This is a genomic window from Acidovorax sp. KNOB132, from assembly GCF_057541515.1.
Map to the genome: position 1 here is coordinate 1 of NZ_BAAJYT010000031.1, position 11,393 is coordinate 11,393.

General features: G+C 62.3%; 14 protein-coding genes and 2 pseudogenes. 8 read left to right on the forward strand and 8 right to left on the reverse strand.

What is annotated here, in order from left to right; all coding sequences use genetic code 11:
• Positions 1 to 606 (reverse strand): annotated as a pseudogene (locus AC27IO_RS07235) (methyl-accepting chemotaxis protein); the annotation flags it as partial.
• 184 nt (positions 607 to 790) lie between these two features.
• Between AC27IO_RS07235 and AC27IO_RS07240 the strand changes: the two are divergent.
• The 8 genes and pseudogenes from AC27IO_RS07240 (at position 791) to AC27IO_RS07275 (ending at position 5,623) form a co-directional block, all read left to right on the forward strand.
• A complete protein-coding gene (locus AC27IO_RS07240; RefSeq protein ID WP_272565547.1) occupies positions 791 to 1,459 on the forward strand; it encodes a site-2 protease family protein in 669 nt (222 codons plus the stop codon).
• Positions 1,460 to 1,544: 85 nt separating this feature from the next.
• On the forward strand, positions 1,545 to 2,849 hold the full coding sequence (locus tag AC27IO_RS07245; protein ID WP_498738137.1) for a tryptophan--tRNA ligase: 1,305 nt from the start codon (positions 1,545 to 1,547) through the stop codon (positions 2,847 to 2,849).
• Between the two features lie 38 nt (positions 2,850 to 2,887).
• Positions 2,888 to 3,457, forward strand: coding sequence for an RNA 2'-phosphotransferase (locus tag AC27IO_RS07250; RefSeq protein ID WP_498738139.1), 570 nt, complete (start codon positions 2,888 to 2,890; stop codon positions 3,455 to 3,457).
• A 254-nt stretch (positions 3,458 to 3,711) separates the two neighbouring features.
• On the forward strand, positions 3,712 to 3,915 hold the full coding sequence (locus tag AC27IO_RS07255; protein WP_498738187.1) for a transposase: 204 nt from the start codon (positions 3,712 to 3,714) through the stop codon (positions 3,913 to 3,915).
• 78 nt (positions 3,916 to 3,993) lie between these two features.
• Complete coding sequence (locus tag AC27IO_RS07260) at positions 3,994 to 4,218, forward strand: transposase (protein WP_498738189.1); 225 nt, start codon at positions 3,994 to 3,996, stop codon at positions 4,216 to 4,218.
• Positions 4,217 to 4,322, forward strand: a pseudogene (locus AC27IO_RS07265) (transposase); the annotation flags it as partial. The gene AC27IO_RS07260 and the pseudogene AC27IO_RS07265, both read left to right, overlap by 2 nt.
• Positions 4,323 to 4,605: 283 nt before the next feature.
• Positions 4,606 to 5,214: a tetratricopeptide repeat protein gene (locus AC27IO_RS07270; protein ID WP_498738141.1), complete on the forward strand. Its 609-nt coding sequence runs from the start codon at positions 4,606 to 4,608 to the stop codon at positions 5,212 to 5,214.
• A 40-nt stretch (positions 5,215 to 5,254) separates the two neighbouring features.
• On the forward strand, positions 5,255 to 5,623 hold the full coding sequence (locus AC27IO_RS07275; protein WP_498738143.1) for a hypothetical protein: 369 nt from the start codon (positions 5,255 to 5,257) through the stop codon (positions 5,621 to 5,623).
• 18 nt (positions 5,624 to 5,641) lie between these two features.
• On the opposite strand, the gene AC27IO_RS07280 is transcribed toward AC27IO_RS07275, so the two are convergent.
• The 7 genes from AC27IO_RS07280 to AC27IO_RS07310 all read right to left on the reverse strand — a co-directional run bounded on the left by AC27IO_RS07280 (position 5,642) and on the right by AC27IO_RS07310 (position 11,378).
• Positions 5,642 to 6,853, reverse strand: coding sequence for a tetratricopeptide repeat protein (locus tag AC27IO_RS07280; protein ID WP_498738145.1), 1,212 nt, complete (start codon positions 6,851 to 6,853; stop codon positions 5,642 to 5,644).
• A gap of 45 nt (positions 6,854 to 6,898) precedes the next feature.
• Positions 6,899 to 7,732, reverse strand: coding sequence for a sigma-70 family RNA polymerase sigma factor (locus AC27IO_RS07285; protein WP_498738147.1), 834 nt, complete (start codon positions 7,730 to 7,732; stop codon positions 6,899 to 6,901).
• A 19-nt stretch (positions 7,733 to 7,751) separates the two neighbouring features.
• A complete protein-coding gene (gene fliP, locus AC27IO_RS07290) occupies positions 7,752 to 8,525 on the reverse strand; it encodes a flagellar type III secretion system pore protein FliP (protein WP_498738149.1) in 774 nt (257 codons plus the stop codon).
• Positions 8,522 to 8,845 carry a flagellar biosynthetic protein FliO gene (locus AC27IO_RS07295; RefSeq protein ID WP_498738151.1) on the reverse strand — a complete coding sequence of 108 codons (324 nt, stop codon included), beginning with the start codon at positions 8,843 to 8,845 and terminating at the stop codon, positions 8,522 to 8,524. Before AC27IO_RS07295 ends, fliP begins: the two co-directional genes overlap by 4 nt.
• A gap of 74 nt (positions 8,846 to 8,919) precedes the next feature.
• Positions 8,920 to 9,285, reverse strand: coding sequence for a FliM/FliN family flagellar motor switch protein (locus AC27IO_RS07300; RefSeq protein WP_284429278.1), 366 nt, complete (start codon positions 9,283 to 9,285; stop codon positions 8,920 to 8,922).
• Between the two features lie 20 nt (positions 9,286 to 9,305).
• Positions 9,306 to 10,067 carry a hypothetical protein gene (locus AC27IO_RS07305; RefSeq protein WP_498738153.1) on the reverse strand — a complete coding sequence of 254 codons (762 nt, stop codon included), beginning with the start codon at positions 10,065 to 10,067 and terminating at the stop codon, positions 9,306 to 9,308.
• Between the two features lie 135 nt (positions 10,068 to 10,202).
• Complete coding sequence (locus tag AC27IO_RS07310) at positions 10,203 to 11,378, reverse strand: flagellar hook protein FlgE (RefSeq protein WP_284429280.1); 1,176 nt, start codon at positions 11,376 to 11,378, stop codon at positions 10,203 to 10,205.
• Between the last annotated feature and the right edge of the window lie 15 nt (positions 11,379 to 11,393).

Genomic DNA, 11,393 nt, shown 5'->3' on the forward strand with positions numbered 1-11,393 from the left:
GTCGGCGTTCTGGCGCACGGTGGAAGTGAGCTGCGCCATGCTCGCGGCCGTCTCGGTCAGGGAGGACACCTGCTCCTGCGTGCGGCGCGACAGATCGGAATTGCCCGAATCGATGTCGCCCGCGCACAGCGTGATCGCATCGGTGGACTGCTTGATGCGCGAGACCAGCTCGGTCAAGGTGTCTTCCATCGTGCCCAACGCCCCGAGCAGCCGCCCGAAATCGCCCTGCAGATCGGAGCTGAACTCCTTGCTCAGGTCGCCCGCCGCCACGGTTTCGGCGATGACGATGGCCTGGGCCAGGGGGCTCACGATGCCCTGGCGCAGCAGCAGGAACGCGGCAATGGCCACCGCGAACACCAGCCCGCCCAGCACCAGCAGCCACACCCGCACGTCGTCCAGTTGCCCCTGCGCCGCCTGAACGGCCTGCACCAGCGGCATTCGCTGCGCGTCGGCCAGGCCGCCCGCCAACTGCAACGCCGCGCGGTGCGACGCCTGCGCCCGCCCGATGTCGGTGAGCCCCACGGCCACCAGCAGCGCCATCAGCGCCGCGAGCGCCCCGAACGCCAGCACCAGCCGCGTACCAATCTTCAGCCTGTCCAAGCCCATGATCGACTGTCTCCTATGCCTGTTGTATGTCGTTATCGCAGGCAGCCACCGGCGCCCGGCGGTGTGCACAGGCTACGTTTTGCAACATGCCGTGCCATGCTATCAACGATCGCGCCGGGCGCCCTCCGTAGTTGCGCTTATGCCGCGGGAAAGGCCCCTCGCCGGTGTCTGAGACAATCGCCCGGTGGACTTCTCCAACCTCATCCAAACCGTTCTCATCTACGCACTGCCGGTGCTCTTCGCCATCACGGTGCACGAAGCCGCCCACGGCTACGCCGCGCGCCACTTCGGCGACCAGACCGCGTTCATGATGGGCCGCATCACGCTCAACCCGCTCAAGCACATCGACCCGGTCGGCACCATCCTCATGCCGCTGCTGCTGTACTTCGCCACGTCGGGGGCATTTCTGTTCGGCTACGCCAAGCCGGTGCCGGTGAATTTCGGCAACCTGCGCAACCCCAAGCGCGACATGATCTGGGTCGCGCTGGCGGGGCCGGCCTCCAATTTCTTCCAGGCCATCCTGTGGGCGGTGTTCCTCATCGCGCTGGTCGGCTTCGGCGTGCAGGAGCGCTTTTTCCTGGAGATGGCGCGCGCCGGCATGCTGGTCAACCTCGTCATGTGGGCCTTCAACCTGTTTCCGCTGCCGCCGCTGGACGGTGGGCGCATCCTGGTCGGCCTGCTGCCCTGGAAGCAGGCGCAAATGGTGTCGCGCATCGAGCCCTACGGGTTCTTCATCGTGCTGGCCCTGGTCGTGGCCGGCGTGGTGGGTGCGGTCTGGCTGCGCCCGCTCATGTCGCTGGGCTACTCAGCCATCAACCTGCTGCTGACGCCCCTGATGGCGATGCTGCGCTGATCGGCACCCGCACCTGAACGTTGCGGTGCCGACGGGCCCGCGGCTGCGGTTCTCTTTTTCTTTGTTTTCTGCGGATCCTGCTTTCATGACCACCACGCGCTTTCTCACCGGCATCACCACCACGGGCACGCCGCACCTGGGCAACTTCGTCGGGTCCATCCGCCCCTCCGTCGCGGCCAGCCTGCAGCCCGGCGTGCAGAGCTTTTACTTTCTGGCCGACTACCACGCGCTCATCAAGTGCGAAGACCCGGTGCGCATCCAGCGGTCCACGCTGGAGATCGCGGCCAGCTGGCTCGCCGCCGGGCTGAACCCTGAGCACGTCACCTTCTACCGCCAGTCCGACATTCCGGAAATTCCCGAACTCAACTGGCTGCTGAGCTGCGTGACCGGCAAGGGCGTGCTCAACCGTGCCCATGCCTACAAGGCGTCGCAGGACAAGAACACCGCGGCCGGCCGCGAGGCCGATGACGGCGTGACCGCCGGCCTGTTCATGTACCCCGTGCTCATGGGCGCCGACATTCTGCTGTTCAAGGCCCACAAGGTGCCCGTGGGCCGCGACCAGGTGCAGCACATCGAGATGGCGCGCGACATGGCGGCCAGCTTCAACCACCTGTACGGCGAGCGCTTCGTGCTGCCCGAGGCCGCCATAGACGAGCACGTGGCCACCCTGCCCGGCCTCGACGGCCGCAAGATGAGCAAAAGCTACGACAACACCATCCCGTTGTTCTCCTCGCGCGAACAGCTGCGCAAGCTCATCGGCGGCATCCTCACCGACTCGCGCGCGCCCGGCGAACCCAAGGACACCGAGGGCTCGGCCCTGTTCCAGATCTACCAGGCCTTCGCCACCGAGGCGGAAACCGCCGCGCTGCGCCGGCAATACGCCGAAGGCATCGCCTGGGGCGACGCCAAGCAGGTGCTGTTCGAACGCGTGGACCAGGTCATCGCCCCCATGCGCGCGCGCTACGAAGCACTGATGGCCGACCCCTCGCAGATCGAGGACACCCTGCTGGCCGGCGCCGAACGCGCACGCGCCATCGCCACGCCGTTCATGCGCGACCTGCGCGGGGCCGTGGGGCTGCGCAGCCTGCGCACCGCCGCGGTGGCGGCGCCGGCACAGGCCAAGCCCGCCAAGGCGGCGCTGCCGTCGTTCAAGCAGTACCGCGAGGCAGACGGCAAGTTCTACTTCAAGCTGGTCGCGGCGGATGGCCGGGTGCTGTTGCAAAGCACCGGCTTCGATGCGCCGCGCGATGCGGGGCAGGCCATTGCACGGCTGCAGAAGGAAGCGGGAGCACTGCAGGCGCTGACAGCCTGCCTGGTGCCGCAGCAGGGGGTCGAGGACCGCGAAGTGGACGAGGCCCTGCAGGCATTGATCGCCGCAGCGGCGGAGTGACGGGCCGCCAGGCCGGATAAGCAGCCCAAGCGTTTTCCATGAGCACCCAGCCACTCGCCGAAACCAGCAAGTTTCTCAGCTACGTTCTGCGCCATGAGCCCCAATCCATCGGGCTGACCCTGGATCGCGAGGGCTGGACCCCCATCGACGCATTGATCGCAGCGGCGGCCCAGCACGGTCGTGCGCTGGACCGTGCATTGATCGAGCAGGTCGTCGTTACCAGCGACAAAAAACGGTTTTCGATTTCGGAAGATGGCTGCAGCATCCGCGCGGTGCAAGGGCACTCCACCCCCACCGTGTCGATCCGCATGGAGGAAAAGACGCCGCCCGCTGTTCTGTACCACGGCACTGCAACCCGGTTTCTGGAGTCGATCCGCCAGCAAGGATTGCTGCCGGGTTTGCGGCACCACGTGCACCTTTCAGAGGATGCGCAGACGGCGGCCAGCGTGGGGCAGCGATACGGGCAGCCCGTGGTGCTGTCCATCGCAGCGGCCACCATGCACGGCCAAGGGCACCGGTTCTACCAAGCCGAGAATGGCGTCTGGCTCACGGCGAATGTGCCGGCCGATTTCATTGACTTCGGGCCGACAAACCGCGGCGAACGCTGATCAGCATCGCGCATCGGCAAAGCGCATCCCCACGCACTCTTGCTGGTGCACGAGCCCACGCGCAACCAGCGAATCCAGGCACAGCTGGAGGCCCTGATGTGCCCGGTTTAACCGATACCGTTTTAACTAGAGCGTATTGTGAACTTCCTCAGTGAGAGCAAAGCCGCGAGTAGAGTTTGCAGATGCCCCGCGAGCCGTACCCAACGGACATCAGCGATGAAGAATGGAGCTTCGCGGCACCCTATCTGACCCTGATGGACAGGCACGCTTCCCAGCGAGAGCACGATCTGCGGGAAGTCTTCAATGCCCTGCGCTGGCTGTTACGCGCGGGACCGCCCTGGCAGATGCAGCCCCATGGTCCCGCCGCCCTGGGAAGTGGTCTCTCAGCACGCCGGCGCTGGTTGGACGCGGGTTGCTTCGAGGCGATGGTCTCGACCTGCGCTCCATCATTCGCGTAGCGCAGGGTCGCCAAGGCCAGCCCAGCGCCGTGGTGATGGATGGGCGCACGTGCAGATGAGCGCGGCAGCAAGGTCCACATGGCCGTGGACACGCTGGGCCACCTGCTGGCGGTGCATGTCACGCCAACTGACGAACAGGAGCGTGCCCAGCTGCAGCGCCTGTGCAAGGACGTGACGCAGGCCACGGGTCGCCCAGTGCAGCGTGCCTGGGCGGACCAGGGCTACACCGGTGTAGGCTGCATCAAAGGCGGCGCAGGACAACGGGATCGACCTGCAGACCATGACGTTGCCGGAGGCGAATAAGAAGGGGTTCGTGTTGCTGCACCGGCGCTGGGTGGTGGAGCGCAGCTTCGGCTGGCTGACGAGATTCCGCAGGGCTCTCGCGGGACTGCGAGCGACTGCCCGAAGTGGGCGGGCTGCATTTCCTTGTCTTTGCGGTGCTCACGTTGTCCGCTGCCGCACGGGTGCTGGCTGGGGCAGGAAGTTCACAACACTCTCTAGCTGATGCAATCCATGGAGCAGCAAAATTCCCAGTAAACCAGTCAGGATTAAAAACCAGAGTGCTCAACATGTCTCGCTATCGCTGGATATATTGAACATGCCCATCCGAAGGCATGCCCACTACGGTTACGGTACTTTAGACCGTTGCCTTCCTACCCTTCTTCGGTCTGTATCACTTAGGCAAACTTGATGTCTTCTTCCCCCATGTCGTCTGCCCTGGAGAACGCGATCGCCGCAAGCACCCATGGCGATAGTGAGCAAGCGATTGCACTCTTGCGGCAAGCCATCCAGGAACAGCCGGAGTCCGGCCTGCCTCACTTTTTGCTGGGGGCCGAACACGCATCCCTCGGGCGCATGGATTTGGCGGAACAAGGTTTTGCAAATGCCGTATTGCTTTCACCTGGGCTTGTCGTTGCCCGGTACCAGCTTGGCCTGCTGCAGTTCAGCTCCGGGCGTGCTTCTGCAGCGCTGCTCACCTGGCAGCCGCTGTTGGGTTTGGAGGATGAGAGCCCCCTGCCCCATTGGATCAGGGGTTTTGCCGCGCTGGCTGGCGACAGTTTCGATACAGCCCGGGCGTGTTTCGAAGCTGGATTGGTCCGCAATGCAGACCATCCGCCGATGTCCGCTGATATCCGCAAGGTTTTGGCGCAAATGGATGCGCTTTTGCCGGGCGCGCACCAATCGCCACAGCAAGCAGTGCCGGTGGCAGTTCCAACGCTGTTGGCCCCGCAGCCCGACGAGGACGAGTCTTCCCATGTGCTGTTGTCGAACTATCTTCAGCAAGGCCCGGCACATTGACCTCAACCGCCACTCAACCGCGTGGTGAAAGGACTTGACCATGACTCGGATTGACGCAGCATCCCAGTTGAGTGCCATCGTCCGGGCGCAACTCGAATCGACAGGGCGAGTGCGCGCGGCTTCTCCTGCGCGTCAACGTGAGTCCAAAGAAGTTCAGAATTCCCCGGGTTCCGAACAGCCCATGTTGCGGCAGATACGCGCCATTCCCGCGGACGACCCTGAGCGCAGAAGCAAGGCGTTGAGGATATTCATGGAAGCCGTGCTCACCAAGGAGTTTGGAACCAGGCTGCAAGTGGACCCAGGTTTTCCGCATTTGCTCGATCAGGTCATCGGGCAGATGCAGGATGACCCTGGACTTAAGAGCGCATGCTCGATCGCCGTCGACTCTCTATTGCAGCAAGCCACTTAGAGCGCGACGGCCGTGCGCTCATCCGCGGCGATTGACGGCTCCCATGACGGTTTCGTACGCCTCGCCACCCAATAGCCGACGCGCCAGTTGTTCGAATGCCTGTGCGTCTGAAGTTTTTCCTTCCAGAATCGCCTGGGCAAAGCGACCAGACATATTGGCACTGTCAAGACGCAACGCGAGTTGAACCTGCGTGTTCGCCTGCTCGGTTTGTTTTTGAAGCGCCAGGGCGACGGCCAACGCCCCATGGTTTTCCGCAAAATTGCGATCCAGGGCCAGTGCAGCCTCGAAGCTGGTGCACGCGGCTTGCGGATCATGCAGTGTCAGCTGCGTCCACCCTTGACCGTGCCAAGTGCCAATATGGTTCGGCATGAACGACAAGGCTCTGCGGAAAGACGCCAAAGCAGCCTGTGGTTGACCCGCCAGAAGCTGCGCGAACGCATGTGCTGATAAAGCACGGCCGTCTTGGGGATGGATGAGCAATGCCTGTTCGGAGAAATCAAGGGCTTTGGCCGCATCGGTGGAGGCGAGTGCCAGCGATGCCTGTACAACGAGGGCCTCGATGGGTCGGTCCGACGCGGATGCCTGCTCAAGTGCCATGGCCGACCAGCGACTCGCAAGGGCCATCTGCGCAGCATCCAGGGCGACCAAACTGGCGACTCCTGCGGCTTGAGGGAAAAGGCCGCGCTGTTCTTCCAAGGTTTGCGTCCACCGCACCGCCTGCTCCAAATCACCGGCATGGTGAAGGGCGCGCAGCCAAAGCACAACCATTTCACGAGACATGGTGCTAGGAGCAGATTCCTGGTCTGCATCGCCTGCCTGCATGTGACCTGCCAATAGCGCTGTGCAGGCCCCGTAGTTCCTTTGCTGGAATTCAATGAATGCCAAGTCATGCAGGACGGCATCTCTGAAACCCGCTGGCGTATCAGGCTGCGCCTGCAACGCCCGAAGAACGATGGTCGCCTGGTCGAAATTCGATTGGGCCAGCCAAAGATCTGCTTCGCGCAATGCCCATTGCAGCGAATCGGGATGCAGCGCTTTCCCATGCCGCAAATGAAACTCCGCGCGGGACCATGCGGCGCATTGCAAAGCCGCGTTGAATGCCTCAGCGAGCAACGTTTCGTTATCCGAATCGTCGCGCAGGTAGGCCTCCAATCGATCCAGGCGGGCGAGCGTTGCCGCAGCATCGGAATCGACGGGTGTGGAAAAGCGAGGGGTCAGTGTGGTTTGCATAGTTTGACGTGGCCCGGGGTGGTGCCATGCTCGAGCGGTAAGGTGCTACCAGGTGACATCACACGCGGCACCTTCCGCCAGGGATTTGCGCAGGCCCAGAAGTGCCTGTCGATGTATCTGCGATATGCGGCTTCTTGAAACGCCCATCATGTGGCTGATGTCTTCGAATGCGATGTTCTGCTGGTAGTGGCCTCGGATCACCCGCCGCTCTTGTTCCGGCAATCGATCCACCAGATCGCCCAGTAATGATTGCCAGTGCTGGCTCTCACTCTTTCGAAAGTAAAGCACTTCCGGCGAAATCGCCATGCAGGCATCTTCCGATACTTCGCCAGCGATCATTGCGGTGCCCTCCAGCATCATGCCCAGCGCAAGGCCGATTCCAACCTCGGCCAAATAGGCAAGCAAGTTTGAAGGGTTTCTAGCCGCCGCATCGCCCTCATACGGAAGAACGAAATCGGCAGACAGGCTCGCTTCCGATTTGGCAGCGTCCAGGCGATCCTTACGCAAGCGCTTCTGCAGGGCAATCTGCTGGTTCTTTTCTGTCAGCTTCTCCAAGCCATTCAGAATCGCCCCCCGGATTCGGTGCGCCGCATAGGTTTTGAAGCGGGCCCCTTGTTCGGGATCGTAGCGATCCACCGCCTCCACCAGGCCGATACTGGCCAATTGAAAATAGTCGGAAAACTCCACTTCGTCGTGAAAGCGTCCCTTGAAACTGATCGCCGCCAACATGCGGGCATAAGGCAGAAAGATCTGAATCAAACGATCGCGAGCCTCCATGTCTGCGGCATGGCGCCAGCGCTGCCAGAGCAGTGTCTCTCCATCCTCCGGCTCGGGGATGGGCGAGGCGATGGAACTCGCAGAACGTGCTGTCTCAGCCATGCCTGGCGCTCCAACCCGATCAATGGAAGCTGCCCACCAGGGCCTTGAGCAGCAAGCTCCAACCATCGATGAGGATGAACATCAGAATCTTCACCGGCAGCGCAATGGTGGTTGGCGGCATCATCATCATGCCCAAAGTCATCAGCACACTCGACACGATCAGATCGATCAACAGGAACGGCAAAAAGACGACGAAGCCAATCTGAAACGCAGCCCTCAGTTCCGAGAGCATGAAGGCAGGAATGAGCTGGACGTTGCTGATGTCGTCCATCGATGTCGGTGGCTTGGCCTTCGACAATTCGACCATCAAAGCCAGATCCTGCTCACGCGTTTGCCGCACCATGAAGTCGCGCAAGGGTGCCATGCCTTTGGTGTATCCCGCTTCCATACCGATCTTGCCAGCCATGAAAGGCTGAAACGCTTCGCGATTGACCTGATCCAGCACTGGCGCCATCGTGAAAAGGGTGAGGAAAAGCGCCAAGCCGATCAGCACCGTGTTCGGTGGCGTCTCGTTCATGCCGATGGCATGCCGCAGCATCGACAAGACGATGATGATGCGCAGAAATCCCGTGATGCACACCAGCAGTGCAGGCAGCACCGCCAGCACCGTCAGCCCCAGCACGATGCGCAAGGCTTGCGATGTTTCAGCGCTGGACCCGAGCGCCCCGTTGCCGGCCTGTTGTGCGTACACCGCGCCGTTCAGGCCGAGCAGGCCCAATGCGCAGAGCACGCTGATCCACCGGGTTGGCCGCCCCCGCCCCCATCGGACGGGCAATGTGAGCATCTTGTTCATGGCGCTTCGGAACCTTCGCCCATATTGACCGACAGCCCCGTGGAATCGGACGCCACCGCAGGCACTTCACCCAGGAGTTGCATGGATTGCCCCGCGCAGCCGATGAGCATGCGGCGGCCTTGCCACTGCACTTCATGCACGCTATGGCTTGGCGTCAGGCGCGCGCTGGACACGAGCGCCAGACCGTTATCAGAACGTCTGGCCCACAGATCGCTCCAGCGCGTCATCGTGGCCTTGGGAGCCTGCCCGACCGGCCTGCGCACGCGGATCTTTCGCCACGCCACCGCGGCCAGCAAAGCCAGTACCACCAAAATGCCCATCCAGGCCGCATCCAGACCAGGCGTGGATGCGGCTGCCTCGGGTTCACGCCGCAGCGGAATGGTTGCCGGCAAAGTCATGGTGCAGCAGCAGGGGTCGCCAAGGACAGCGGCAAAGGCAGTTCGGTAAGCCGGACGGCGAAACGATCCCCGACCGCCACCAGTTGCCCACGGGCGACCACCTGGCCTTCCAACAGGAGATCGACCGGCTGGTCCACGCTCCGATCAAGAAGAATCACCTGCTGTGCCTGCGCACCCAGCAGTTCACCCACCGTCACTGTCGCCGCACCGACGCACACCTGCAACGTCGTCTTGACCTGATGCAAGGGATGAAGGGTTGGCACGAGCGGCGACGATGCCATGTCCGGATCGGCAGGGTGATCGAACTCTGCCAGTTCAAGGCGATGGGCGTGCTGGGGCGTATCGGTCGAGTTGGTAGTCATGGAATATCTGAAAACAGGGTTCATGCCGACGGATGGAGCTCTACGGCCATCTTTCCCTGGCGTTGACCCAGCCAGGCAGCGCAAAGAGGCGTGGGAGGAATGTTGTTCGAATCGGAGGCGGCCTGTGGCGACCCCAAAAGCACCACCGCAGGCGCATCGAGCCGGTGATCCAAGGCGATCACGTCGCCCAACGCCACCGTCTGCAATTGCCCGAGACTCAAAGTCACCGAGGTCAATTCGACTCGCACATGGAGGGCTTTCGGACGCAAGGCATCCATCAAGGAAATCAAGGCGCGCGCAGGGGCTTCAGGCAACGGGCATGCACGCGTTTTTTCCTGAAACCCATGGCCCGTCAAAATGCGCTCTACGGCGCTTGCGCCCAAGCAGAGCGCCCATCGGCCCTCCCCCCAAGGAAAGGTGATGGTCAGGTCGCCCGACCAAGGCGCCATTTCGCCTGGAAGGCTGGGCAACTCTGCATCTGGAATGCCCTCCGCTCCCCGCGCCAGAACCTGCGAAATGCTGCGGGACCAGGCCTCCCAGGCCTGCGCACCCAGTTGACGAGCCATGGACGCGCTAGGATGATCAGTCGCGCTGAAATCACACGCTGCAGGCGATTCTCCAAACATGAGCGCGCCCAGCAACTGCCGGGCCTTCGCATCGCTGAAGATTGGGCGCGCGGAAGTTTCCAGAACGCGAACCTCCGCATCACCCGCGGCAATCCCGGTGGACACCCCCCAGTCTTGGCGCCAGCGGTCATACACGTTCTGAAAGATGCTCCGCATGCCATCGAGGGCAGCAACGCTCCAACTGCGAAGTTCGCGGCTTCTGCGGCGCGAGTCCTCGAGGGACAGCAGCCCAGCGGACTCACGAGCCGGGGCCGCGGTAGTGCTGTGACGGTCGGGGGATGAAGACACGGTTTATCGGCTCTTCATCGAAAACAGCTCTTGCAGCATCTCATTGGCGGTGGAGATCACCTGGGAGCTGGCCTGGTATCCACGCTGCATGATCACCAGATCGCTGAACTCTTGTGACAGGTCCACATTGGAAATTTCGATGTACCCGGATCGCACGGACCCGAATGCACCACCAGCTACGCCGGTGTGCCAAGCGTTGCCATCCAGGGCTTCGAACTGGTTGTCGCCCAATGATCCGACGGCATCTGCCGAATCGAAGCGCCCGAGCGACAGGCGTGAACCCTTCACGGTCTGTCCATTCGCGTATGTCAAAACCAGCGTTCCGCTCGCGTCGAAGGCGGCGGCGCTCAGCTCCGCAGGGGCGTATCCGTCCTGCGATGCGAAGGCCAGGGTGGATAGCGTGCCAGATGCGAAGGAGGTCACATCCGTGCCGAAATCCAGGGTCAAAGGCAGAGCCGCCTGCCCGGTCGGTGTGTAGGTAAAGGCCAGCTTTGCCGTGGCCGCTGTCGGCTTTCCATCCTGGAAAATCAATTGCTTCGTCCCGACGACGGTGGTGCCATCCATCAGGTCCACTTGCCAGCTTCCAGGCGTGGTGGTGCCTGTGTTGGTGAGCTTGACCGTGAGCAGATGCTCTCCCCCTGCCGCGTCGATGACACGCACCCCATTGATGGTCTGGTCGGTTCCGGTGCTGGAGAGATTGCCGGTGAACTTGGCGACTGCGGTTGCTTTGCCCGGGCTCGTCTTGAGATTGGCAATGCTGATTTCAGTGAGAGCGCCGTTGGCCCCCACGCCCATGACCTTGGCCCCCGTGCTCTGATCCACCAGAATGCCGTCACTGTTGAACTGGAACTGCCCCGCGCGGGTATAGGTGATACGGCCATCTTCACCCTTGAGCGTAAAAAGCCCTTGGCCATCGATGGCCAGATCCAGGCCATTGCCCGTCTGGCGCAGTTCCCCCGCCTTGAACGACAACGTTGTTCCCGCCGTGCTCACCCCATAGCCCAGTTGTCCGAACTGTCGGCCCGAGTAGCTGCCATTGGAATAAAAAGCGTCCGAAAACCGGAGCGACGTACTTTTGAAGCCAGGCGTATTGAGATTGGTGGTGTTGTTGGCGATCACGCGCAAGCCACGGGAAAAGCTCGACAAGCCCGTCATGCCAACGTAGATGGATTCGATCATGTTGATTCCTGTTTG

Bases quoted from the DNA above. Each gene is read 5' to 3' on its own strand.
- AC27IO_RS07245 (WP_498738137.1), top strand. From the start codon at position 1,545: ATGACCACCACGCGCTTTCTCACCGGCATCACCACCACGGGCACGCCG.
- AC27IO_RS07250 (WP_498738139.1), top strand. From the start codon at position 2,888: ATGAGCACCCAGCCACTCGCCGAAACCAGCAAGTTTCTCAGCTACGTT.
- AC27IO_RS07255 (WP_498738187.1), top strand. From the start codon at position 3,712: ATGGACAGGCACGCTTCCCAGCGAGAGCACGATCTGCGGGAAGTCTTC.
- AC27IO_RS07260 (WP_498738189.1), top strand. From the start codon at position 3,994: ATGGCCGTGGACACGCTGGGCCACCTGCTGGCGGTGCATGTCACGCCA.
- AC27IO_RS07270 (WP_498738141.1), top strand. From the start codon at position 4,606: ATGTCTTCTTCCCCCATGTCGTCTGCCCTGGAGAACGCGATCGCCGCA.
- AC27IO_RS07275 (WP_498738143.1), top strand. From the start codon at position 5,255: ATGACTCGGATTGACGCAGCATCCCAGTTGAGTGCCATCGTCCGGGCG.
- AC27IO_RS07280 (WP_498738145.1), bottom strand. From the start codon at position 6,853: ATGCAAACCACACTGACCCCTCGCTTTTCCACACCCGTCGATTCCGAT.
- AC27IO_RS07285 (WP_498738147.1), bottom strand. From the start codon at position 7,732: ATGGCTGAGACAGCACGTTCTGCGAGTTCCATCGCCTCGCCCATCCCC.
- fliP (WP_498738149.1), bottom strand. From the start codon at position 8,525: ATGAACAAGATGCTCACATTGCCCGTCCGATGGGGGCGGGGGCGGCCA.
- AC27IO_RS07295 (WP_498738151.1), bottom strand. From the start codon at position 8,845: ATGGGCATTTTGGTGGTACTGGCTTTGCTGGCCGCGGTGGCGTGGCGA.
- AC27IO_RS07300 (WP_284429278.1), bottom strand. From the start codon at position 9,285: ATGACTACCAACTCGACCGATACGCCCCAGCACGCCCATCGCCTTGAA.
- AC27IO_RS07305 (WP_498738153.1), bottom strand. From the start codon at position 10,067: ATGCGGAGCATCTTTCAGAACGTGTATGACCGCTGGCGCCAAGACTGG.
- AC27IO_RS07310 (WP_284429280.1), bottom strand. From the start codon at position 11,378: ATGATCGAATCCATCTACGTTGGCATGACGGGCTTGTCGAGCTTTTCC.